Annotated in this window: 22 protein-coding genes and 1 pseudogene; 16 read left to right on the forward strand and 7 right to left on the reverse strand. The window is 67.5% G+C overall.

Going from position 1 to position 21,203, the window contains the following annotated elements; genetic code table 11:
• Window positions 1–224: 224 nt before the first annotated feature.
• Window positions 225–350 carry a hypothetical protein gene (locus IMZ11_RS45195; RefSeq protein ID WP_255706348.1) on the forward strand — a complete coding sequence of 42 codons (126 nt, stop codon included), beginning with the start codon at window positions 225–227 and terminating at the stop codon, window positions 348–350.
• A gap of 77 nt (window positions 351–427) precedes the next feature.
• Window positions 428–688 (forward strand): hypothetical protein, encoded by a 261-nt coding sequence (locus IMZ11_RS12635; protein ID WP_228640968.1) that lies wholly within the window; start codon window positions 428–430, stop codon window positions 686–688.
• Between the two features lie 105 nt (window positions 689–793).
• On the opposite strand, the gene IMZ11_RS12640 is transcribed toward IMZ11_RS12635, so the two are convergent.
• Window positions 794–1,765 (reverse strand): M64 family metallopeptidase, encoded by a 972-nt coding sequence (locus tag IMZ11_RS12640; RefSeq protein ID WP_228640970.1) that lies wholly within the window; start codon window positions 1,763–1,765, stop codon window positions 794–796.
• Window positions 1,766–2,870: 1,105 nt separating this feature from the next.
• Between IMZ11_RS12640 and IMZ11_RS12645 the strand changes: the two genes are divergently transcribed.
• The 3 genes from IMZ11_RS12645 to IMZ11_RS12655 all read left to right on the forward strand — a co-directional run bounded on the left by IMZ11_RS12645 (window position 2,871) and on the right by IMZ11_RS12655 (window position 8,008).
• Window positions 2,871–4,232, forward strand: a complete 1,362-nt coding sequence (locus IMZ11_RS12645) for a PAS domain-containing protein (protein ID WP_228640972.1) — start codon at window positions 2,871–2,873, stop codon at window positions 4,230–4,232.
• A 117-nt stretch (window positions 4,233–4,349) separates the two neighbouring features.
• Window positions 4,350–4,859, forward strand: a complete 510-nt coding sequence (locus tag IMZ11_RS12650; protein ID WP_228640978.1) for a hypothetical protein — start codon at window positions 4,350–4,352, stop codon at window positions 4,857–4,859.
• Window positions 4,856–8,008, forward strand: coding sequence for a BTAD domain-containing putative transcriptional regulator (locus IMZ11_RS12655; protein WP_228640980.1), 3,153 nt, complete (start codon window positions 4,856–4,858; stop codon window positions 8,006–8,008). The genes IMZ11_RS12650 and IMZ11_RS12655 overlap by 4 nt, the downstream gene beginning before the upstream one ends.
• Here IMZ11_RS12655 and IMZ11_RS12660 read toward each other — a convergent pair.
• The 5 genes from IMZ11_RS12660 to IMZ11_RS12680 all read right to left on the reverse strand — a co-directional run bounded on the left by IMZ11_RS12660 (window position 7,992) and on the right by IMZ11_RS12680 (window position 13,012).
• Window positions 7,992–8,753: an ABC transporter permease gene (locus IMZ11_RS12660; protein WP_228640982.1), complete on the reverse strand. Its 762-nt coding sequence runs from the start codon at window positions 8,751–8,753 to the stop codon at window positions 7,992–7,994. The two genes, IMZ11_RS12655 and IMZ11_RS12660, sit on opposite strands and share 17 nt — an antisense overlap.
• Complete coding sequence (locus IMZ11_RS12665; protein WP_228641024.1) at window positions 8,750–9,694, reverse strand: ATP-binding cassette domain-containing protein; 945 nt, start codon at window positions 9,692–9,694, stop codon at window positions 8,750–8,752. The genes IMZ11_RS12660 and IMZ11_RS12665 overlap by 4 nt, the downstream gene beginning before the upstream one ends.
• A gap of 412 nt (window positions 9,695–10,106) precedes the next feature.
• The gene (locus tag IMZ11_RS12670) at window positions 10,107–10,688 is read right to left on the reverse strand and encodes a CHAP domain-containing protein (protein WP_228640984.1); all 582 of its coding nucleotides are present in this window, start codon (window positions 10,686–10,688) and stop codon (window positions 10,107–10,109) included.
• A 427-nt stretch (window positions 10,689–11,115) separates the two neighbouring features.
• Complete coding sequence (locus tag IMZ11_RS12675; RefSeq protein WP_228640986.1) at window positions 11,116–11,730, reverse strand: hypothetical protein; 615 nt, start codon at window positions 11,728–11,730, stop codon at window positions 11,116–11,118.
• Window positions 11,731–12,439: 709 nt separating this feature from the next.
• Window positions 12,440–13,012, reverse strand: a complete 573-nt coding sequence (locus IMZ11_RS12680; protein ID WP_228640988.1) for a dihydrofolate reductase family protein — start codon at window positions 13,010–13,012, stop codon at window positions 12,440–12,442.
• Window positions 13,013–13,194: 182 nt separating this feature from the next.
• Between IMZ11_RS12680 and IMZ11_RS45200 the strand changes: the two genes are divergently transcribed.
• Window positions 13,195–13,320 carry a hypothetical protein gene (locus IMZ11_RS45200; protein WP_255706349.1) on the forward strand — a complete coding sequence of 42 codons (126 nt, stop codon included), beginning with the start codon at window positions 13,195–13,197 and terminating at the stop codon, window positions 13,318–13,320.
• Here IMZ11_RS45200 and IMZ11_RS12685 read toward each other — a convergent pair whose 3' ends face one another.
• Complete coding sequence (locus IMZ11_RS12685; RefSeq protein WP_228640990.1) at window positions 13,321–14,193, reverse strand: LysR family transcriptional regulator; 873 nt, start codon at window positions 14,191–14,193, stop codon at window positions 13,321–13,323. It abuts the gene before it with no gap.
• Between the two features lie 286 nt (window positions 14,194–14,479).
• On the opposite strand from IMZ11_RS12685, the gene IMZ11_RS12690 reads away from it, so the two are divergent.
• From IMZ11_RS12690 to IMZ11_RS12735, 10 genes and pseudogenes are all read left to right on the forward strand, one after another.
• Window positions 14,480–15,697 (forward strand): MFS transporter, encoded by a 1,218-nt coding sequence (locus IMZ11_RS12690; RefSeq protein WP_228640992.1) that lies wholly within the window; start codon window positions 14,480–14,482, stop codon window positions 15,695–15,697.
• A 40-nt stretch (window positions 15,698–15,737) separates the two neighbouring features.
• Entirely contained in the window at window positions 15,738–16,118 is a 381-nt protein-coding gene (locus IMZ11_RS12695; protein WP_228640994.1) for a VOC family protein, read from the forward strand.
• A 22-nt stretch (window positions 16,119–16,140) separates the two neighbouring features.
• Complete coding sequence (locus IMZ11_RS12700) at window positions 16,141–16,653, forward strand: TetR-like C-terminal domain-containing protein (protein WP_308066785.1); 513 nt, start codon at window positions 16,141–16,143, stop codon at window positions 16,651–16,653.
• Window positions 16,650–16,772, forward strand: coding sequence for a hypothetical protein (locus tag IMZ11_RS45205; RefSeq protein ID WP_255706351.1), 123 nt, complete (start codon window positions 16,650–16,652; stop codon window positions 16,770–16,772). Before IMZ11_RS12700 ends, IMZ11_RS45205 begins: the two co-directional genes overlap by 4 nt.
• Window positions 16,738–17,112: an alpha/beta fold hydrolase gene (locus IMZ11_RS12705; RefSeq protein ID WP_228641026.1), complete on the forward strand. Its 375-nt coding sequence runs from the start codon at window positions 16,738–16,740 to the stop codon at window positions 17,110–17,112. Before IMZ11_RS45205 ends, IMZ11_RS12705 begins: the two co-directional genes overlap by 35 nt.
• Before the next feature lie 106 nt (window positions 17,113–17,218).
• Window positions 17,219–17,482: a hypothetical protein gene (locus IMZ11_RS12710; RefSeq protein WP_228640998.1), complete on the forward strand. Its 264-nt coding sequence runs from the start codon at window positions 17,219–17,221 to the stop codon at window positions 17,480–17,482.
• A gap of 348 nt (window positions 17,483–17,830) precedes the next feature.
• A pseudogene (locus IMZ11_RS12715) lies at window positions 17,831–18,160 on the forward strand (ATP-grasp domain-containing protein); the annotation flags it as partial.
• 521 nt (window positions 18,161–18,681) lie between these two features.
• A complete protein-coding gene (locus IMZ11_RS12725) occupies window positions 18,682–19,836 on the forward strand; it encodes an epoxide hydrolase family protein (protein WP_228641000.1) in 1,155 nt (384 codons plus the stop codon).
• Window positions 19,837–19,979: 143 nt separating this feature from the next.
• On the forward strand, window positions 19,980–20,552 hold the full coding sequence (locus IMZ11_RS46180; protein WP_308066784.1) for a hypothetical protein: 573 nt from the start codon (window positions 19,980–19,982) through the stop codon (window positions 20,550–20,552).
• Between the two features lie 450 nt (window positions 20,553–21,002).
• Complete coding sequence (locus IMZ11_RS12735) at window positions 21,003–21,200, forward strand: hypothetical protein (protein ID WP_228641002.1); 198 nt, start codon at window positions 21,003–21,005, stop codon at window positions 21,198–21,200.
• Window positions 21,201–21,203: the final 3 nt, after the last annotated feature.

Raw genomic sequence — 21,203 nt, forward strand, 5'->3', positions numbered from 1 at the left:
GTCGCCGTTCATCGAGAACCGGATCCGCCCATTGTCAAGACACGTGTCACCATAAGGCCGTCATTATGCTGTATCGGAACAGACATAGCATGATCATGCTCGATTACGCGATGGAGCGACACGGAAAATCCGGGCAATTTACCCGATCTCGCCTCCGGCCGAACCGGAACATGCCATCATCACGAACGGATCAGGCAGTCCGGTGTGACGTGAGGAGAGTCCACATGGGCAATGTCGGCCCCCTAGAACTCGCCATCTTCGGAATCATCCTGCTGGTCATCTTCGGCCTTACCGTCGGCCTTCTCGTTCTCGCCATCAGGCTCGCGATCCGCGCCGGCCGGAAAAGGTGATCTCGGCCGCCTCGGCTCCCGTCTCATCTGATCGCGCGCGATAGCCTTCGGACCCATGTCGTACGACGTCTGGGTCCATGGGCCGGGTGACGGGGCAGGCGGGCGGGGCACAACTGCTCGGGTTACCGTTTCTCGCGCAACTGCCCGGCGAAAACCTCACGGTCCCGCATGAGGAACTGACCGCTTTCTCGACCGAGCTGAACACGCTCGTCGCCCATTGGGTCGAGACGATTCATGACGACGATCACGTCGATGAGCGGGACGCCGGCGTTCCTCTCCTGACAAACTGCTCGCCCGGATGGACCTCCTGCGGGAGGCGGTACGCGTCGCCGAGGTGACCGGCGGCCATATCTCTATCTGATCCGAACCACGGGAATGGCGGCGCGTGTTCGGGATCGCCCCCGAAGGCCGATCCCGAACACGCGCCGCTCACTCGTTCCCGGCTATCCCGTCTTGGCGAGGATGGCCTTGGTCATCGCGTTGAGACCGATCAGGTTGAAGGGCTGGCCGAGGGTGCGCATGAGCGAGTTCTGGGACGGACGATAGATGCCGGACGAGTAACCGCTGGCGCCCGCGTAGACACCGATCACGCCACCGTCAGGAGTGGCCTGCCCCAGGTACTGGTACCACTTGCGCTTGCCCGACGTGAGCTGCGCGGCGGTGTAGATGGTCGCGTTGGCCGCCGAAGGCTCGGAGCCGCGGTAGCGACCGTAGCCGTCCTCGTACTCGTCGGTGAGGCCGGCCATCGAATGGCCGAGTTCGTGGACGACGATCTGGCCGGCGCTCGCGTTGCCGCCGGCTGCGGTGGCGACAGTGCCGCCCGCTCCGCCGTACTTGGTGGTGTTCCCGAGTGCCACCACCTGATCGACCGCGGGAGCGTTGGCGGCGTACGCCAGGGCGGTGGACTCGTTCACGCACAGCAGGCGCTCGATCGACCCGCACCAGAAGTACATCCCGAGCGCCGTGTTCTTGCTCACGCCCTGGGTGGGGTCGTTGTCGACGCCGGAGTCGGTGGAGATGACGTCGACCATCCAGACGTTGAAGGAGTCCTTGTACGTCTTGAACGGCTCGACGCTGGTCATGACGGCCCACTGGCTCGCGGCATGGGCGTGGAACGTGGCGAGTTCCGACGAGGTGTACCCGTCGCCGACGAAGACCAGGTCGAAGCGCTGGGAGGAAGGGCCCGTCTGCTGAAGGGCGGTGACGTTCGCCGGCGGCGGCGCGGCGAACGTCGTGATGGATTCCTCCCGTTTCGGGATGTCGACTCGGCCGATCTTCCCGTCGGGGGAGAAGACCTCCACCGATTCCGTGGATGTCGGGCGGGGCGGCGGGGTGTCGGCGGACGCCGGAGTTCCGACGGCGACGACGGTGGCGGCGGTCAGCACGCTCAAGGCGAGTCTGAGGGGATGGCGCACAACGTCTCCTTGGGGGGTGGGCGTGGCGTTTCGACCCCAGAGTGAGCGCTCGTTCGAATCGAAGGTAATCTCGCTTCGCGATAACCCCCCAGCTATAACGGATTTCTTCTCATGCCCGGCTCTCGGGCGGAGTTCGCGCGATCAGGCGAAGTCACGACTAACCGTGGAGACGGATCCGGTGCCTCGCCTATGGGCAGCAGGCAGGGAAATTGCATCGGAAGAGCGCGACAGATCCGCTCACGCTCAGTGCGGCGCGTCGATCGCCGTACACCGGCAAACACCGTGACAGGAAGCGCGGCGTGTCACCGCCGCCGATCAGGCGGGACCGTTTTCGGGCAGGACCGTTTCTTTGGCGAACGGCTGCGACCGTGTCGAACTCACGCACAGAATTCGTTGTCGGACCGTTCGGCGACACAACCGTACTTTCCATGGGACCGACCGTCGTCTACGGGACGCCATATTGTTCGACGGACTGTGCCGGACCTGTCCGAACTCATCTCCTCGGCCACGGGGACGACCGTCCTGACCGCGACGGGATCCCCGTCATTCGGTCGACAGAAAGGGTCAGGAATCTCCCCGGCGGAGACGCCCGCTCCAAATGACCGCAGGAACGGAACGCAGCGGAATTCAGCGGGCCGTCAGGCGGCCGGGGATGGTCAGCGACCATACCCGCGATCAGCGATCTCGCCCCGATCTCCGGCACCAGGCTCAGGGCGATGACAGGATCGAATGCCCATATCCTTGATCGCGTCGGAGACGACGTGATCCGTATCGTGCTCCTGACCTGGCCGAGTGCCGCGGTCGATCCAGATCGTGCGTGGGCCTGTGGCATGCCCGCCCGCCCTGTCGGGCGGTGAGGTCGTTTCCGATCGTCCAACCTCCACCGTTGAGAGTCACGCCACGGCGTGTGGCCATGCTCGCGATGGGACCGAGCCTGGATTTCGGATGACCATAATCGCCGGGAGCATCGTCGGGTGCGTCTGCTCGATCTGCTCTTTGTCCTGCTCACAACGCAGACCCGGGCGAGCAGCAGGTGATCGCGCAAGGCCGTGTCGGGGCCCACAGAACCCGACCGATATTCTCTCGAAAGATCGGAAGGTGGACGATGAGTCTTGGCGAGTTGATCGTGCCCAATGGCGTGGAGCAGGTCATCGGTTCGGAGGAGCTCTTCTTCTCCACGACCGACCGGCACGGGTTGGTCCGCAGTGGCAACTCGATGTTCGTCCGGACCTCCCGGTTCTCCCTCGATGAGCTCACCGGGGCACCGCACAACATCGTGCGCCACCCCGACATGCCGGCCGGCGTCTTCCGGTTGATGTGGGACCGCCTGCTCACCGGCCGCCCGGCGGGGGCCTACGTCCAGAACCTGGCGAAGGACGGCAGCCACTACTGGGTTTTCGCCACCATGACGCCCTCGTCAGACGGCTTCCTGTCGGTACGGATGGCGCCGCGGACCGAACTGTTCGAGGCGGTCAAGCGCGTCTACAAGTACGTGGCCGACATCGAGTACGAGGCGGCCAAACGCAACGGGATGAACCGGCGCGATGTGGCGCAGCTCGGCATGGAGCAGATCGAACAGCTGCTGGGCGAGCTCGGGTTCGACTCACACGACGAGTTCCTCACCGAGGCGCTGACCACCGAGGTCGCGGCGCGCGGCCGGCTGGCTTCCGCGACCTACGCCCGCCCCCGGGCCCAGGGACCGATCGCGGAGGTGCTGGCCGGCGCGGGAGCCCTGGAAACGATGCTGACCGACCTGGTGGAGCGGCTGGAGAGCTACCGGGAGTTCAGCGAGCGGCTCATAGGGTCGTCCACCCAGGTCCTCGACGTCGCCCGTCGACTCGACGGCACGGTCGCCAAGGCCCAGGACGCCTCCGCGGTGGTCGCCGACACCGCGCCGGTGCTGGGCAACGTCGCCCGGGTGATGGCCACGCCGACGCACACCGCCGTGGTCACGCTGGAGCGGCTGGTGCCCCGGCTCGCCGCGCTTCGCTCATACGTCTCGGACCTGCGGTTCCGGATCGCGTTGGCGAGCCTGCACAACGACATGGTCGCCGCGTTCGCGGCCGAGGTCGTGGACGGCATCGCGCCGCCGACCTCGCTGCGCGAGGTGCCCCAACTCTGCGACGCCGTACACGAGAGCGTGCTGGAGATGTCGGCCAGGGCACAGCAGGTGAACCAGGCACTGCGCGACGTGGTCTCCGACGTCGCCGAAGCGGGCGAGCGGCTGGCCGAGTTCCGCAGGTTCCTTGGGAAGTGGCGGATCCTCGTGCTGCGTCACCGGGTCGAGAGCGTGCTCGGTGACCTGATTCAGCCGATCGACGAGGAGTTCGCCGCGAGCTGGGACGGCATGGACATGCTGCACGCGTTGGGCCGGGAGTTCGAGAGCTCAGCCGTGCCTTTCGACGTCCAGGCCCTGGAATCCCAGGTGGCCAGGATCCGGACCGCCGCCACCCGCGACATCTCCTGAGCCGGGCCCACGAGACGCTTCGTGAGGCGGGGCGGCCCTGGATTCGGCCTCGCCGCTCCGGGCTTCCGCCTCCCATCGCTTGACCGGCCACCTCCGCCGTCGGGCATCATGCCGGACATGTGGATCATCCGATTCCTCGCCATCGGGCTTCTCAGCGGGATCGCGCTGGTTCCGCTTCTATGGCTCCAACGAGGTGACGGCTTCGATCACGTACGGCTGGCCGCGCTGATGGGTCTGGACATCGGCCAGTTCCTCACCGTTCCGCTCATGCTGGTGTTCGGCGCCTGGAGGGCCAGCCCCTGGAGCAAGCGGCCCCGCCCGGCGCCTCCCGGCTTCGTTCTGGGAGGCATCACCTCCGCGTTCGGGGCTCTGGTCATGACGCAGGCGGCGGCCGCGGAACGATGGGTCGAGGGCAGCCCCTCTGGAGTCGGCGATCCGGACGGCGAAGCCGTCATAGCGATGCTCGCCACGCTTTCGGGAGGCGTCACCCTGATCATCGGCATCGCCATCCTGATCAGTCGTGGCATGCGCGTCAGGGATTCCCGGAAGGTGGGCGGCTCAGACGGCCATAGCCCTCCGTCGCCCGGCCTCCGATCCACTCGCCGTCGCCACGGTTCGGCACAATGACTGACGTGCGAGTCGGATTGCTCGGACCGTTCGAGGTCCGAAACCGCGATGGGTCCGTGGTGGAGGTTCCTGGGGTTCGGCTGCGCGCACTGTTTGCTGCACTCGCCCTCGAACCTGGCCGGATCGTCACGCGTGCGAGGCTGGTGGACTGGATTTGGGGGCCACGGCCGCCCGCGGACGAAGTGAACGCCTTGCAGGCGCTGGTGTCCAGACTGCGCAGGGTGTTGCCAGACGGTGTGATCGAGGCGGATTCCGGCGGGTACCGGCTGGCCGTGGCTCCTGATGCCGTGGACGTGTGCCGGTTCGAGCACCTGGTCGGCCAGGCCCGTACCGCCGAGCCTGCGGCGCGGGCGGATCAGCTGCGCTCGGCCTTGGCATTGTGGCGCGGTACGGCCATGGCGGACATCGCACTGGAAGGCAGCGATGCGTTCGACGCCGCGGTCACGCGTCTGGACGAACTCCACGTTGCCGCGCTCGGGGATCGGGTGGATGCAGATATTCGCCTCGGGCGTGGCTCGGAGTTGGTCTCCGAGCTGACCGAGCTGGTCGCCACGTATCCGCTGCGTGAGGGGTTCGTGGCGGCCTTGATGCGAGCGCTCGCCGAGGCGGGGCGTGGGACCGAGGCGTTGACCGTGTACCAGCGGACGCGCGAGCGGATCGCCGAGGAGCTGGGCGCCGATCCGTCGGCCGAGCTTTCCGCGTTGCACACCGCGTTGCTCCGGGGCGAGTTGGGCGAGCGGGCGGAGAACCGCAGGACGAACCTGCGCGCTGAGCTGACGAGTTTCGTCGGCACGGCCGATGACATCGCCGCGGTCGCCGATATGGCCATCAAGCACCGGCTGGTCACCTTGACGGGGCCGGGCGGCTCCGGCAAGACCCGGCTGGCCACCGAGACCGCGCGGACGATGCTCGCCGAACTGCCGGACGGGGCGTGGCTGGTCGAACTGGCCTCGGTCCGGGCCGGCGGTGACCTGGCGCAGGCCGCCCTCACCGCGATCGGCCTGCGTGACCAGCCGCTGCTCGGAGACGCGCGGGGTGGAGAACCGATGGATCGGCTCATCGCCGCGGTCCGGGAGCGCGCGATCCTGCTGATCCTGGACAACTGCGAGCACGTGATCGAGGCGGCCGCGGCTTTCGCCGATCGGCTTCTGGGGGAGTGCCGGAGGCTGCGGATTCTGGCCACGAGCAGGGAACCTCTCGGCATCACCGGGGAGGTGCTGTGGCAGGTCGAGCCACTCGCGCTGCCCGCGAAGGGAGCGGACCCCTCCGAGGTCGGGTCCTCGCCCGCGGTGCGGCTGCTGCGGGACCGCGCGGATCTGGTACGCAAGGACATCGGCTCCGACGCGCCCACCTTGGCGGCCATGGCGCGGATCTGCCGGGCACTTGACGGGATACCGCTGGCGATCGAACTGGCCGCGGCACGGCTGCGCACCATGACCGTCGATCAGCTGGCGCATCGGCTCGATGACCGATTCCGCCTCTTGACCAGTGGCAGCCGTACGGCGCTCTCCCGGCACAAGACGCTGCGCGCGGTCGTGGACTGGAGCTGGGATCTGCTGACCGAGGCCGAACGCGGCGTGCTGCGGCGGCTCTCGGTGTTCTCCGGCGGGGCGAGCCTGGAAGCGGCCGAGCGGGTGTGCGGGGACGAGGCGTTCGCCGGGGAGCAGGTATTCGACGTGCTCACCGCGTTGATCGAGAAGTCGCTGCTGCTCGCCGACGGCGAGGGCACGCCGCGCTACCGGATGCTCGACACCATCAGGGAGTACGCGGCGCACCGGCTCGCCGAAGCCGGGGAGACCGAGCCGGCCCGCCGGGCGCACCTCGCCTACTTCACCGAGCTGGCCGAGACGGCCGATCCGCACCTGCGCCGGGCCGAACAACTGGAATGGCTGGTCACGCTCGACACCGAGCACGACAACATCAGTACGGCCCTGCGCGGGGCGATCGCCGAGGGATGGGCCCACGAGGCGATGCGGCTGGTCGGGGCAGCGGGCTGGCACTGGTTCCTCAGCGGGCACCGGGCCGAGGGCACCGAATTGAGCCTCGCGGCGGCCTCGATGCCCGGTGAGGTGCCCGATGAGGTGCGGGCGCTGGCGTACACCATCGTGACAGTGTTCCTGACCTCCGGGGTCGGCAGCGATCAGTATCAGGCGCAGGAGTGGATCCACGAGGCGTACCGGGTCACCCGGCGCAGCGGGTCTCGCCACCCCATGCTCGGGTTCGTCGGGCTTTGGGAGCGGATGCTGCACGAGCCGACGGGGTTCCTGCCCGCGTTGGAGCCGCTCCTCGCGGATGATGATCCATGGGTGCGCGCGCAGGCCAGGCTCACTCGTGGCCGGTTCCGGCTCACGCTCGGCGGCGACGAGACCGATGTGGACATCGACGCCGAAATCGCCCTTGCCGAGTTCCGCGCGCTGGGTGACCGGATGGGGATCTCGTTGGCGCTGGCGTTCCTGGCCGATCGGCTCGCCATGCGCGGCGAGTTCGCCCGCGCGTGTGAGCACTACGAAGAGGCGGGCACGGCGCTGAGCGAGCTGGGCGTGCGGGAGGAAGCGGTCAGCCTGCGGGTGCGGCAGGCTCAGCTGTACTGGTTGCTCGGCGATGAGCGATCCAGCACGTCCGCCATGGCCGAAGCGCAGCGGTGCGCGGGCGGGATCACCTGGCCGGACGCGCTTGCTGAGCTGGCGCTCTCGAAGGCGCAGCTGGCGCGCTGGCGCGGCGATCCCGATGAGGCACGCCGGCACCTGGCCACGGTGCGGGCGACGCCGGGCCACGCGGAAACGAACGACTTCATCCGCGCCAAGGCCATGGACCTGTACGGCTATCTCGCCGAGGACCTCGACAAGGCCCGCGCGCATCGGAGCGAGGCGTTCCGCGCTGCTGTGGGCGCGACGTATCCGCCGCTGATCGCCGAGGTGTTGATCGGGATCGCGGATCTCGCACTGCGCCAGGGACAGTACGAGCAGGCCGTGCGATTGCTCGCGGCCAGCGACGGTGTGCGCGGTACGCCGGATCGTTCACAGCCGGACGTCTCCAGGATCGCCGCGGACACGCGAAATCGCCTCGGCGAAACGGTGTTCGCCGAGGCGACCCGCGACGGACAGCGGCGGGACTGGCGTGAGCTGGCCGAGATCACGCTCGCTTCTTGAACGACGCGCGCGCCCACAGGTAGCCGATCAGCGCGAGTCCCACACACCAGGCGGCCGCCGTGATGGCCGTGCCCGTCGATGGTGTGCCGGTCAGAAACCTGCGCAGGGTTTCGATGATCGGAGTGAACGGTTGGTACTCGGCGAACTGCCGCGCACCCGGCCCCATCTTGTCGGCCGGTACGAATGCGCTGCTCAAAAAGGGAAGGAGCATCAGCGGGACGCCGAGGATGCCCGCGCTCTCCGGTGACTTCGCCGCGAGACCCGCGGCGACGGTCAGCCAGCTGATCGCCAGTACCGTCAGCACGACGATGCCGATCGCACCGAGCCACTCTGGGAAACTCGCCGACGGGCTGAATCCCATCAGGAACGCGACCCCGATGATGAACGCGATGGCCACCAGGGTCCGCAGCATGGTCGCGATCACGTGCGCGTTCAGCACCGCGGCCCGTGATACGTCCATGACGCGAAGCCGGTTGATGAACCCGGTCGTCATATCGGAATTCACCCCGGTCGCGGTGGGACCGATGCCGTAGCCGATGGTCATAATGATCATTCCTGGCGTCGCGTAGTCGACGTAGTCCGTACCGACGCTGAATGCGCCGCCGAGTACGTAGACCATGAGGAACATCACGAAGATCGGCATGATGATGGCGTTGAGCAGTGTCAGCGGGTTCCGCATCGTGTGTCGGAAGTTGCGCCGCATCATGGTCGCGGAATCCGCCAGGGAAGCTGCGATGGCGTTCATCGTGCGCTGATCTCCTTGTTTCCGTGACCGGTAAGGGCGAGGAAGACGTCATCCAGGTCCGGTGTGTGCACCGACAATTCCTCGACTTCTATGGATTGCGCATCGAGTCGATCGAGCAGCGCTCGCAGTGACCTCACCCCGCCGTCGCCGGGTACACGCAAGGTCAGCTCTTCGTCGTCCCTTGTGGACTCGTGCAGGACCCGCGCCGCGACGTCGAGTTCGTGCCGATCGGTGAACCGTAGCCGGACATGGCTGCCGGGAACGCGGCGCTTGAGCTCATCGGCGGTGCCCTCGGCGACCAGCCGGCCCTGATCGAGTACGGCGATGCGGTTGGCGAGTTCGTCGGCCTCCTCGAGATACTGGGTGGTGAGGAAGATGGTCGTACCCTCGGCGACCAGTTCCCGGATGATCTCCCACATGGTGCGGCGGCTGCGCGGATCGAGTCCCGTCGTGGGCTCGTCCAGGAAAATGATCTGCGGGTCGCCGACCAGCGTCATGGCAAGGTCCAGCTTGCGGCGCATGCCGCCGGAGTAGGACGCCGCCGGTTTGCTCGCCGCTTCAACCAGGTCGAACCGGTCGAGCAACCGGTCGGCGATACGTTTGCCCTCCGCCTTGGGCAGGTGTAGGAGATCCGCCATCATCAGCAGGTTTTCCTCGCCGGTGAGCAGGTCATCCACCGAAGCGAACTGCCCGGTGACCCCGATCGCCGCGCGCACCGCCTTGGTTTCCGTGGCCACGTCGTGCCCGGCGACGACCACCTTCCCGGCGTCGGGGGCCAGCAGCGTGGTCAACACGTTCACCGTCGTGGTCTTGCCGGCGCCGTTGGGCCCGAGCAGGGCGAAGATCGTGCCAGTCCGGACATCCAGGTCGATGCCGTCGAGCACGATCTTGTCTTTGTATGCCTTTCGCAGCCCCGAGGCCACGATCGCTGAACCGTTCATGGCATCCACGATCGCCGAACGCTCTGATACCGGGCCATTGCCGTACTGACGCGGCGGCTGACACGGCACCGCATCCGAGCTGATCGCCGTCAGGGCCTCCGCCGGCCTGGCACGGCAGGACCGGGCGGTGAAGAGATGGCCTCCGGCCACAACCGCGCCGAACTCGAACCCCGCCCGACGGCATCGTCGCCGGCTAGGTTGAAGACCTCTGACGCCCGAGATCCTGACGTCCCCTACCCCGGATGCCATGCTCTCGCCGGTCACGCAAATAGAAGAATGTGGCGCCTCGCAAGCTTGGACTTTCCGCGAGGCCCGGGAATGTCAGCCGTAGGATCCGCTAGGGCCTCCTCCCCGCCTTACGATGCATCATCTGGATCCGCGCTCGCGACGGAAAGCATTTGTCAGACGATCCCTAGCGGCGGTAGTAGTACGCCGCCGTGTAGCCCATGTTTCCCCTAATGCTGACATTTCTGCAGTTCTTCTGCGTGAAGAGTGACCCGCCCTGGTTGGCGCCGCGGAATTTGACGATCCAACCAGGCGAGTCCCAGGTCACCGATTCGACGATGGCGATGTGTCCATAGCGTGGATAGTAGGTGTCCTTCCACACGGCTACGTCACCTTTCCTGGGCGCCATGCCGTGCCCGACATACTTGAACCCGTTCTGCTTCAGGACGGCTCCCATGTCGGTGGCGTTCCTCATCTGTCCGGTCAGCCCGTAGTATCGCTGCACGAACGCGACGCACTGGCAATTTGAGGCGGCCGCCGCACTGACATCCGACTCGTCGATGACGTCGGTGCCGACCCCGGTGGCTGGTCCGATGTCGTCGCCCTCAACCGAGGCGGTGGTTTGGGCGCTGTGAGCGCCGGTGCCGGCAGTCGCCGGTTGACCGAACTGCGCGAACGCCAGTCCGAACGCGATCGTCAGCGCCGCGGTACGTGGCAGAAGGCCGGGAAGGATTCTCGACGATGAACCGCCGCCGCCAGTCAGTGCCATAAGAGCATTTCTCCCTACGAGACTTGAATGATCACGACGGCGAAACGGTATCAGCGACATATATAGCTCTTGCATAGCACGCACCCTTTTGGGTTCCTGCCGGCTTCTGGACAGTCAGCGACATAATCTGACAGAGAATCCGGAATCGGGCAGGGCCGGCCGACGATCAATATCTTCATCTCCGCCGACACGTGCGTGTTCAGGTTTCTTCTACCGAGCGCAAGCGCTTCCGCACCGCCTCTGCTCCCTCAGAAGAGCGCGGCACCTTGTTGATTTCCTGGAGCGCGTATTATGCGGCCTCGGAGAGGTGGCCATGGTCGATCGGCCATTTGATGAGGCTGTCGCTGCCGAGCCATTCGCCGTTGCGCCAGTAGGTGGGATGGCACGCAGCCGATCGAAAGGGACGCAGCTCGGCATTCTCCACTCATCACACAGAAGCCGGTACCGCGGGCTCGACCACGCGGTGCCGGCCGTCAGCCAGGTGCGACGCGCGGGACACACGGGCCAGCGCCAGGAAGGAGATCAGCAGGAAAGCGGCGCCCAGCGGCATGAGGTCCTTCTCCACGAACGGCACCAGGACATCGGCGATCACCAGGACGGGCGTCCACGCCTTGACGTGGCGCCGGATCGCAAGCTGGAGGACCAGGCCGATCTGGGCGACGAAGAACAGCAGCGGCCCGAAGTCGTAGATCACCTGCTGCACCCCGGGAACCGCCTGGACCTGATCGAACAGCGCGCCCATCGCGGCGTGGTCGGCTGACAGGAACCCCACGACGATGTCGATGACGAACTGAGCGATCAGCGTGGCGATGCCGACATATCCGGCGGAGGCCAGTCCAGTGGCCAGGCGTCCGCGACCGGCCAGCCTCCGCATCTCATGAAAGGCCACGGCGAAGAACGCCAGGGCGCCGATGAAGGCCAGATGCCCGGTCGTCCAGGCGAGCCCGGGACCGCGGCTGCCGTCCAGGCCGTCCAGGATGCGGATCACGCCGTAGGTGAAGGTGAGGACGGGGGCGGCGACGAAGGCGATACGGGGGTTCATCTCGTTGACTCCTTAGCTGCGATGACCTCCCCAATCCTGGTTTCCCACAGCCGCACGGACATCGCCGAGGCGAGCGAACTCCCGCATCCCTCTCGAGAGGGATCCGTCATTCCCCCGGATCAGGCGGCCGGTCCCCGCCGTCGTCGTCTCCAGCCGCCACCCGTCCCGGCCACACGTGAGTTCCACCCAGGCGCTCCCCGGAGTGGACGGGCCACCTTGAAGACGTTTGCATTCGATCACGGGCGCCTGGTCGTCGGGACCGGGGTTCGTCATGACATTTCGTCACGCATGGCGGCCAATTCGGCGAGTGCGGCACGCGCCCGGCCGTGGTCGGGGCCGGGGTCGGTACGGGCGGTGATGGCGTCGGCGGCTCCGGTACATCAGCAGCCCACCACGATCGAATGTGGGTTTTGGGCTCATGTGGGCCGATGCGCTGGAGCGGTGAGAGTAGTCCTCCCGAGGGAGAGGCGCTCGCCCGGCAGGAGGATGTCCAAACGGTGTGGCGCGGCGACCATGTGATGCACCTGGCAGGCCCTGTGCGACGTAGTCAATTAGCTACTTAGCGTAACACTTGCCTGGTGGTCAGATGACGCTGACTTGGTCGGCGACAGCCTCTGTGGGGAACGGCAGCTCGCGGGCGGCCGCCGCGCCCGGTTGCGATCGGCTGGAAGGTGGCAGAGAGTGAGCCGGACGGGATGGCGCCGGCGTTTCAGCCCCGTGCGACGTCCCTGACGCCGTACCGGAGATGGACCATGCCGTTACCGAAGCGCCGCTCGTCCAGCAGTTTCAGGTCGACGCGTACGTCATCGGGGAAGAACGCGGTGCCGCCGCCGACGATCGCCGGTCCGACGATGAGGTGGTACTCGTCGACCAGCCCGGCCCGGATCGCCTGCGCCGCCAGGTGCGGCCCGGCGACCGCGATGTCGAGGTCGGTCTCGGCCTTCAGCCTCCGCACCGCCTCCGGGTCGAACGTCCGCTCGATCCGGGTCCGCTCGCTGGCCACCTCCCACAGCGTCGTGGAGTAGACGATCTTGTCGGCGGCCCGCCAGATCCGTGCCCACTCCAGGATGAACGGCTCCTGGCCGGGCACCGTGTGCGCGGTCTCCCAGTAGGCCATCGTGTCGTACATCCGGCGGCCGTACAGGTACGTGCCGATCGATCGCCCGTACTCGTTGATGAACCTGTGCGACTCCTCGTCGGGGCGGCCCCAGCCGAAGTCGCCGTCCCTGTCGCTCGTGTAGCCGTCGAGGGAGGTGATCATCGAGTAGACGAGCTTACCCATGGTGCGCCTTCTTTCCTGTCCTGAGCATGGATCTCATGATCGATGTGCGGCCCTGACGATCGGCGGTGGATCATCCCCCCTGTGATCGTCGGTGTGCCGACACATCCTCGCGTTCACCACACGGTCCCATGAATGACGAGATCTGGAACAGATGTTCGCACGTACTGAAAAATGGGGGAGCGGTGGAGCGTCAGGACATCGAGGTGTTCCTCGTGCTCGCCGAGGAGCTGCACTTCGCGCGCACGGCCGGGCGCGCGGAGAAGACCTCCCGTTCGGCGCGGCTCAGACGGGAGGCGCCTTTCTCATGATCAGCCCGCGTGATCGGCGCGAATCAGCTCAAGGAACGCCGTGGCCGCCGGGGTCGGCCGGCTGTCCCAGATCAGGTGCTCCACCCGCGTCGGGGCATCGCGAAGGCGGATCATGCGCAGGTCGGAGAAGCGCGGCGCGTACGCGGCCGGCAGCATGCCCACTCCGAGGCCTTGCCGTACCAGATCGACCATGAACTCGGCGGACGACACCTCGAAGGGCACCTCACGTTGGACGCCTGCGGCCGCGAATGCCTCGTCCGACTGTGCTCGCCCGGCCGCGCCGACGCGGAAGTCGATGAACGGTTCGTCCGCCAGGCTCCGCAGGTCCACCTCGTTCTCCGTCAGGTGGTGATCCTGCGTGACCACGGCGACCAGTTCGCCTCCGCCGAGCCGGCGGCTCTGGACGCCCTTCGGTTCCGCGCGAGGCGGCAGGCCGAGGAACGCGACGTCGACGTCGCCTCGCCGGACCCGCTCGATCAGGTCTTCGCTACCCGCCGATGCGAGCGTGATCTGCACTCGCGGATAGCGTCGGCGGTAGTCCCTCAGGGCAACCGGCAGGTTGACGGCCGCGACCGTGGGGATGGCGCCGACGGCGAGCCGCCCGCGGACCTCCCCGCTGGCGGCCGCGACTTCGGCCCGCGCGCGGTCCGCGGCCTCCAGACACTCGCGGGCCGCGGGCAGGAACGCCTCTCCGGCCGGCGTCAGCCGTACGCGCCGGCTGGTGCGCTCGAACAGCCGGGCGCCCAGCTCCCGTTCCAGGCCGGCGATCTGATGGCTGAGCGCCGACTGCACGACCCGGCAGCGTTCGGCGGCCCGGGTGAAGTTGTTGGTCTCCGCGACCGCGATGACGTACCTCAGTTGCTGCAGCTCCATCGAACCATCGTGCATCACGATTGATCACGATGAAAAGTATGCGTTGGACTCATTGATCGATGCTCACGCATCCTTGATCCATGACGGAAACCCCGCAGCTCGCGGCCATCACCGTGGTCGCCCCGCGGACTGCCGCTGCGGATGTCGGCGGCCGCCGGGCTCTCGGCCGCGGGCGCGCCCAGCGCACTGTGCCTGCCTGAACGCGCCCGGGCGAAGACGAGTTGATCAATACCGCGGCTATCCGTTCAACCGCACGTCCATGACATGAACGATCAGAAAGAAGAGAATGGCCGCCCACGATAGACACCCTCACTCGACCTTGCGGTCATGGCTGGGGGTTTCTGCGATCACCGCCAGTCTGTTCGTCTTCCTCACCACGGAATTGATGCCCGTCGGCCTGCTTACTCCGATCAGCACAAGCCTGAGCATTTCCGTAGGCATCGCCGGGCTGATGGTCACGCTGTACGGCGTGTCAGCCGGGCTGGGCGTGCCGTTCATCGTGGCCTGGACCAGGCGCGTCAACCGGCGCGTTCTGCTGACCACACTCCTGGCGATTTTGACCCTGGGCAACCTGATCACCGCCATCTCGCCGAACTATCCGCTGGTATTGGCGACACGGCTCATCATGGGATTCGCCAACGGCGTGTTCTGGGCCATCGGCGTGAGCATGGCGATGCGCCTCGTTCCGGAACGCCACGCGAGCCGAGCGGCCGCGGTCGCGATGTCCGGCATCTCCATCGCCGCGGTCGTGGGCATGCCGCTGGGAACAGCTCTGGAAAGCCTCACCGACTGGCGGACCACGCTGCTCATCTGGGCCGGCCTCGGCGCGCTGGTGCTCCTCGCCGTCGTCGCCGCCATTCCCTCACTGCCATCGACGAACGCGGTCTCGGCGCGCGAAGTCTTCGGGCTCCCGCTGAAGAACGTACCGCTGCGTCTGGTGCTGTTCACCGTCGTCCTCTTCGTGCTCGGCCATTTCGGCGCGTACACCTTCGTGCGCCCCTACCTGGAGCACAGCGCATCCACCACGCCCCTCTTCATCACCGTGCTTCTGGTGCTTTACGGCGCAGGAGGCGCGGCCGGGAACTTCATCGCCGGATACACGGTGAACAAGAGCCTGCGGGGCAGTTTCATCGCCGGCCTCGCGGGACTCGTGGTGTCCTTGCTGTTGCTGCTCACGGTCGGTCGCGGGCCGGCCGGCTCGATCATCTCGCTGATTCTCTGGGGAGTTTCCTTCGGCGTCGTGCAGCTGTGCCAGCTCAACATGACGCAGGCCGCCGCACCCGACACCTTCGAAGCCGCGATGTCCCTCAACACCATGGCCTACAACACGTCCATCGCGCTCGGCGCGCTCTTCGGTGGACTGTTCGCCGACCATCTGGGCGTCACGAGTGTCGTCTGGTTCGGCCTGGCACTGACCGCGGCCGCGCTGCTCCTCACGCTCGGCACCCGCCAGAGGACCGCACGCACCGTCCCCGACGACGCGTTGGCGCCCGCCGGTAAGTAGGCCAGTCCTCCAACCCTGACGAAAGAGATTGTCAGTGCGCGTGAAAGCCTTCGATCACCTGGTGCTCAACGTGCGGGATGTTGAGCGGGCGCTGGAGTTCTACGCGGGAACCCTCGGACTTGAGGAAGAGCGGGTCGCGGAGTGGCGGGCGGGCAAGGCGCCCTTCCCGTCGGTGCGGGTCAACGAGTCCACCATCATCGACCTGGTCCACCGCCCGCGCGCTGAGTCCAACGTGGACCACATCTGCCTTGTCGTGGACCCTGTGGACTGGCAGCAGGTGATCGATTCCGGCGTCTTCGCCGTGCTGGAGGGGCCGGTCAGCCGGTTCGGCGCACGTGGCGTCGCGCAGTCGGTGTACGTGCAGGACCCGGACGGCAACACCGTCGAGCTGCGCTGGTACCCCCAGGACGCCGAGCGGTGATGTCGGGCTCGACCACGTGACCATGTCCGCGGTGGCGCGACGACTCGGGGTGAAAGACGCCAGCCTCTACGCGCACGTCCGCAACCTCGAGGACCTGCGCGGACGGATCGCACTGCTGGCGGCGGACGAGAAGACCATCCGCATCGCGGAGGCCATCGCCGGGCGGGCCGGGAAGGACGCGCTGGTCGCGTACGCGAACGCCTACCGGCAGTACGCCCACGACCACCCAGGCCGGTACACGGCGACGCAGATCCCGATTCAGATCGATCCCGAGCTCCTGGCCCGGGCGCCCGGACCGCGGCGCGCGGTCGAGCTGACCTACAGCATGTTGCGCGCCTACGCACTGGACGAGCCTGACCTGACCGACGCGGTCCGGTTGCTGCGCAGTACGCTCCACGGCTTCATCAGCCTCGAGGCCGCGGGCGGGTTCGCGCACGCGCGCCCAGTAGAGGACACCTGGGCCCGCTGCCTCGACGGCCTGCACACCCTCCTGGAGCACTGGCCCGCACACGACGACGAAGGAGAGCCGGCGTGACCAGCCCGACCATCGACCACCTGCGCGTGGACGGCGCCACCCTGCACTACGAGGTGCGCGGCCGGGGGCCCGCTCCTGCTGCTGATCCCCGGCGGCACGGGCGGTGCGGCTTCCTATGACGGCGTCGCCGACGACCTGGCCGCCGATTACACGGTCGCGTCCTACGATCCACGCGGCCTGTCCCGCAGCCCGCTCGACGACCCGGAGGCCCGGCAGCGGGTCGCGCAGCACGCCGACGACGCGTTCCGGTTGCTGGAGCTGCTGTCTCCGGACGCGCCCGCCCACGTGGCCGGCTGCAGTTCGGGGGCGATCGTCGCCCTGCACCTGCTCGCCACCCATCCCGAGCGGGTCGAACGCGTCGTCGCGCACGAGCCGCCGATGGTGGAGGTGCTGCCCGACGCCGCCGTGCACCGCGCGATGCTCGCCCGCGTCCGGGACGCGTTCCACCGGGACGGCTGATGCCCGCGGTCGCCGAGTTCGCGGCGGGCCTCCGAGCGCCCCACCCGTCGACGCCCGGGCGGCCACCGAGCTACCGCCCCAGGCGGCGGCGCGAGCGGAGCGGACGATGGCCGACATGCCCTACTTCATCGGGCGTATCGTGCCGAGCTTCATGGCCTACGCCCCGGACGTGGATCGTCTGAAGGCCCTGTCGGACCGGCTCGTGCTCGCGGGCGGAGCGGACTCAGACGGTGAACTCCCCTATCGTTCCGCCGCCTTCCTGGCCGAGCTGCTCGGCACGGAGCTCATCCACTTCCCCGGCGGTCACACGGGACTCAGCACGCACCCCGCCGAGTTCGGCGAGCTGCTCCGCAAGGTGCTGAGCGCCTAGTTTTACTGACCACGGACGTTGGCGAGCCGGTCCAAGGACGGCACCGCGAGAGTGCCGCCGGGACGCAGGTGAGGTGTTGCAAACCGAACGATTTTCGGCGCGGGCCGCTACAAATCTTGTTGCGCCGGGTGCTCTTCGCGCTGGGAGAATCCCCGGGTGAGCACACGTCGGTCGTTCCTGCTTCCGCCGCGCGCGACCATGACGGGCCAGCTCCTGGCGGAGGCCGCTGTGCGGCGGGGCATGGACGTGCGCACGCTGCCCGGACCTCCGATCCCGACCGACCTGGAAGGACGCACCCACCTGTACGGCGGCGAACGCTTCGCCGACGCGGTGGCGTCCGCGCTGGACATGGCCCTCGTGGATCCGCCCCTCGATCTGCTTGCGGCCCTGCCCGCGTACTTCACCGGCAGGCATGTCGAGCTGATCACTCTGGGCCAGGCACGGCGGCATCGCGTCCCTCGCTTCGTCAAGCCGGCCGCCGGGAAGTCGTTTCCGGCGGGAGTGCGTCCGAACGGCACCGGTCTGCCATCGCACCTTCCCGCCGAGCCCCCCGTGCTGTCCGCCGAACCGGTCGCGTTCGCAGAGGAGTACCGGCTCCACGTCCTGGACGGCGAGGTACGCACCGCGAGCCGCTACGCGGTGTTCGGGGTTCTCGACAGCGCACCGCTGCCGCCAAAGCATCCTGCGCTCGGCTTCGGCGCCGAGGTGGTGAACCACCTGACCGCCAGATCACGCCCTCGAACTGCTGTCGCAGCCGCTCAGGGTACGGGCCGAACCCGCCGATTGGCAGGTACGGCTCGATGAACTCCCACTCTTCGTCTGTCAGTTGGACCCGCGTCACACAAGACGGCCTATCGGACCAGGCCTCGCCATCCGGGCGAATCCCGCAGATTGATCACAATCCGATACGCGCCCTAGCTCTTGACCCGAAGAGTCGTATGGCGCGGGCAATCGAGTTTCCTCGAGACGACGGCCCGCCGAGCAGGCGGATTCACCGAGATGAGGCCGCAGGCCATCCCGAAACGGCAATAAAGTCATGATCTGTGAACCCGATAGGGATAGAGTCTTCCAAGTCACGTAAAGCGAGGAGGTGAGCCCGATGACCACGAACCACCCTGTCCGGGCACTCCTGGCCGCTGTGTCTGTCTGACCGGCACCCAGGAGCGCCCGCCCGTCGAGCACTCCTGAACGAAGGAACAATGACAGTCAAGCCCTTTCAGATCTCCGTATCCGATGACGTCCTGAACGACCTGCGTACGCGCCTCGCCCGCACCCTCTTCACGGCGGCGTCAGACACCGCCTACTGGGCCGCCGGGACCGATCCCGGCTACCTGCGCGAACTCGTCACCTACTGGGCGGACGGATTCGACTGGCGCGCGGCCGAGACGGCGCTCAACGCCTACCCGCATCACATCGCCGAGATCGCCGGACAGCAGGTGCACTTCGTGCACCTGCGCGGCAGAGGCGCCGAAGGCGCGCCCGCGCCGTTGCCGCTGATCCTGACCCACGGCTGGCCAAGCAGCTTCGTGGAGATGCTGCGAGTCGCCGAGCGGCTGGCCGACCCGGCTGGCCACGGCGGTGATCCCGCTGACGCATTCGACGTGGTCATTCCCTCGCTGCCCGGTTTCCTGTACTCCGAGCTGCCGCAGGGGCCGTTCACCCGCAGGGGCGTCGCCGAGACCTGGCACACGCTCATGACCGAGACCCTCGGCTACCCGCGCTTCGGGGCCTTCGGCGGTGACATCGGGGGCGGGGTGACGCAGTGGCTCGGCGCCCTCTACCCGGGCGAGGTCGCCGGCGTCCACGTCACCTCCGCGGTGATCACGACTGACTTCCGGGAGCAGCCGCCGACCGCCGAGGAGGCGGCATACCTCGAAGCCCTCAGCGCGTACGACGCCACGGACCAGGGCTACAGCGAGATCATGTGCACCCGGCCGGACACGATCGCCGCCGCGCTGGCGGACTCCCCGGCGGGACTCGTCGCATGGATCATCGACAAGTATCGCGACTGGAGCGACTGCGGCGGCGACCTGGAGACCCGCTGGGACAAGGACACCCTGCTGACGGTCGCGACCCTCTACTGGGCCACCGGCACCATCGGCTCATCCTTCCGGCAGTACTACGACTACCCCCAGAACAGACCGGTCCCGAACATCACGGTGCCCAGCGCGGTGACGCTGAGCAACGAACCGGCCTATGCGAACATCCCCCGGAGCCTCACCGAACGTCTCTGCACCGACCTGCGCCACTGGAGCACCCCGGAACGGGGAGGACACTTCATGGCTCATGAGGAACCCGAACAGGTCGCCGACGAGCTGCGCACCTTCTTCCGGCCCCTCAGGTCCGGAAGCTGACGTCCGTCCCCCCGCGGCCACCGGTCGCGGGGGGACTCACGGGACGTGGCCGGCGTGACGGGAGTCTCCGGAAGCGCCCTTCTCTGAGCCGGATGTCCGATACGGTGCGGGTGCCGATTATTCATCCGGCCAGGTAAATCCGCGTGGTGGTACTCCCTGAGGACGCCTCCCCGTCGGTCGCGTCGGCGAATGTCGAAATCGCAGCTACGCGATCGGCGCGCTACGCCGGCCGAGGAGGCCGCCGCCGAGGTCACCGCGCTCGAACTGCACCAGCCGGATATGCCGTCGCCGCGCTGCACCAGCTCCCCGACAGCGACTGGTTCGAGGAGTACTACACGCCGCTGTCGGAACGAGCCCACACGGCCGAGTTGACCGTGACCGGGATGCGCGAAGCGGTCGCGGCCGCCCTGCAAGAGATCACCATGCGCCACGAGCACGGCACGGGCTACCAGTACACCGGCTACGTCCTGCGCCCGCAGGCGAGCACAGAAACGGACTCGAACACTCCCATGACCACTTCCTGGATCACCCGCCCCGAGACCGCCGCCGACCTCGCCCAGATCCGCGAGGTCAACCTCTCCGTCTTCCCCACCTCTCACGAGGCCGACCCGGTCGAGGCGCTGCGCGCCGACCCGGTGGCCTGGCCCCTCATGGATCGCGCAACAGCCCGACGGCGCCATCGCCGGGTTCGCGCTGCTCACCCGCTGCCACGTTGACGGCTTCCCCGCCCTCATCCTGGGCCCGTGCACTGTACGGCCCGAGCACCAGTGACGCGGCGCCGGTTCGGCCGCTATCCACGCCGCCCGGCAACAGGACGAAAACCTCGTGCTCGTGCTCGGCCACGCCGAGTGCTTCCCCCGCTTCGGCTTCGTCCCGGCCTCGCGCCATACCATCCGGCCTCCTCGCCCAGGTGTACCCGAACGTCTACTTCGACGTCGGGCTGGGAGTGAACTACACCGAGGCGCGCAGCGTGGCCGTCGTCGCCGAACGCCGGGAGCCTGCTCGCCGCCTACCTCGCCGCCGCGCGCGTGATCGGAATCGACGGCCGGTGAGACCTCGGCGCGACGCCTCCCCTGACGGAACCGTGATCAGCGTGAACTGATCACGGCGCCCTGAACGGAGTACGGCTCCCACCCCCACCGGGGCGGGAGCCGTACCACTTTCGGGTGAAGCGTTTCGGCCCGGCACCGATCTCCGTACGGGAGGTCCGGATCTTCCCGGAACGCGTCGGGCCGGACGAGCCGCTCGTGCCGGAGTTCCGCGACCACCGGGACGCGCACGTGCCCTGGCGGCTCGGCGCCTGGCTTGATGACCTGGGCAGAAACCACCGTATGCTACTCTATGATGCCAATTGGTTACGCTAAGTA

This window comes from Microtetraspora sp. AC03309 (assembly GCF_020826795.1).
Taxonomy (GTDB): domain Bacteria; phylum Actinomycetota; class Actinomycetes; order Streptosporangiales; family Streptosporangiaceae; genus Microtetraspora; species Microtetraspora glauca.

Coding starts and splice junctions, on each gene's coding strand:
- IMZ11_RS45195 (WP_255706348.1), top strand. CDS start 225: ATGGGCAATGTCGGCCCCCTAGAACTCGCCATCTTCGGAATCATCCTG.
- IMZ11_RS12635 (WP_228640968.1), top strand. CDS start 428: ATGGGCCGGGTGACGGGGCAGGCGGGCGGGGCACAACTGCTCGGGTTA.
- IMZ11_RS12645 (WP_228640972.1), top strand. CDS start 2,871: ATGAGTCTTGGCGAGTTGATCGTGCCCAATGGCGTGGAGCAGGTCATC.
- IMZ11_RS12650 (WP_228640978.1), top strand. CDS start 4,350: ATGTGGATCATCCGATTCCTCGCCATCGGGCTTCTCAGCGGGATCGCG.
- IMZ11_RS12655 (WP_228640980.1), top strand. CDS start 4,856: ATGACTGACGTGCGAGTCGGATTGCTCGGACCGTTCGAGGTCCGAAAC.
- IMZ11_RS12660 (WP_228640982.1), bottom strand. CDS start 8,753: ATGAACGCCATCGCAGCTTCCCTGGCGGATTCCGCGACCATGATGCGG.
- IMZ11_RS12665 (WP_228641024.1), bottom strand. CDS start 9,694: ATGAACGGTTCAGCGATCGTGGCCTCGGGGCTGCGAAAGGCATACAAA.
- IMZ11_RS12670 (WP_228640984.1), bottom strand. CDS start 10,688: ATGGCACTGACTGGCGGCGGCGGTTCATCGTCGAGAATCCTTCCCGGC.
- IMZ11_RS12675 (WP_228640986.1), bottom strand. CDS start 11,730: ATGAACCCCCGTATCGCCTTCGTCGCCGCCCCCGTCCTCACCTTCACC.
- IMZ11_RS12680 (WP_228640988.1), bottom strand. CDS start 13,012: ATGGGTAAGCTCGTCTACTCGATGATCACCTCCCTCGACGGCTACACG.
- IMZ11_RS12685 (WP_228640990.1), bottom strand. CDS start 14,193: ATGGAGCTGCAGCAACTGAGGTACGTCATCGCGGTCGCGGAGACCAAC.
- IMZ11_RS12690 (WP_228640992.1), top strand. CDS start 14,480: ATGGCCGCCCACGATAGACACCCTCACTCGACCTTGCGGTCATGGCTG.
- IMZ11_RS12700 (WP_308066785.1), top strand. CDS start 16,141: ATGTCCGCGGTGGCGCGACGACTCGGGGTGAAAGACGCCAGCCTCTAC.
- IMZ11_RS12710 (WP_228640998.1), top strand. CDS start 17,219: ATGGCCGACATGCCCTACTTCATCGGGCGTATCGTGCCGAGCTTCATG.
- IMZ11_RS12725 (WP_228641000.1), top strand. CDS start 18,682: ATGACAGTCAAGCCCTTTCAGATCTCCGTATCCGATGACGTCCTGAAC.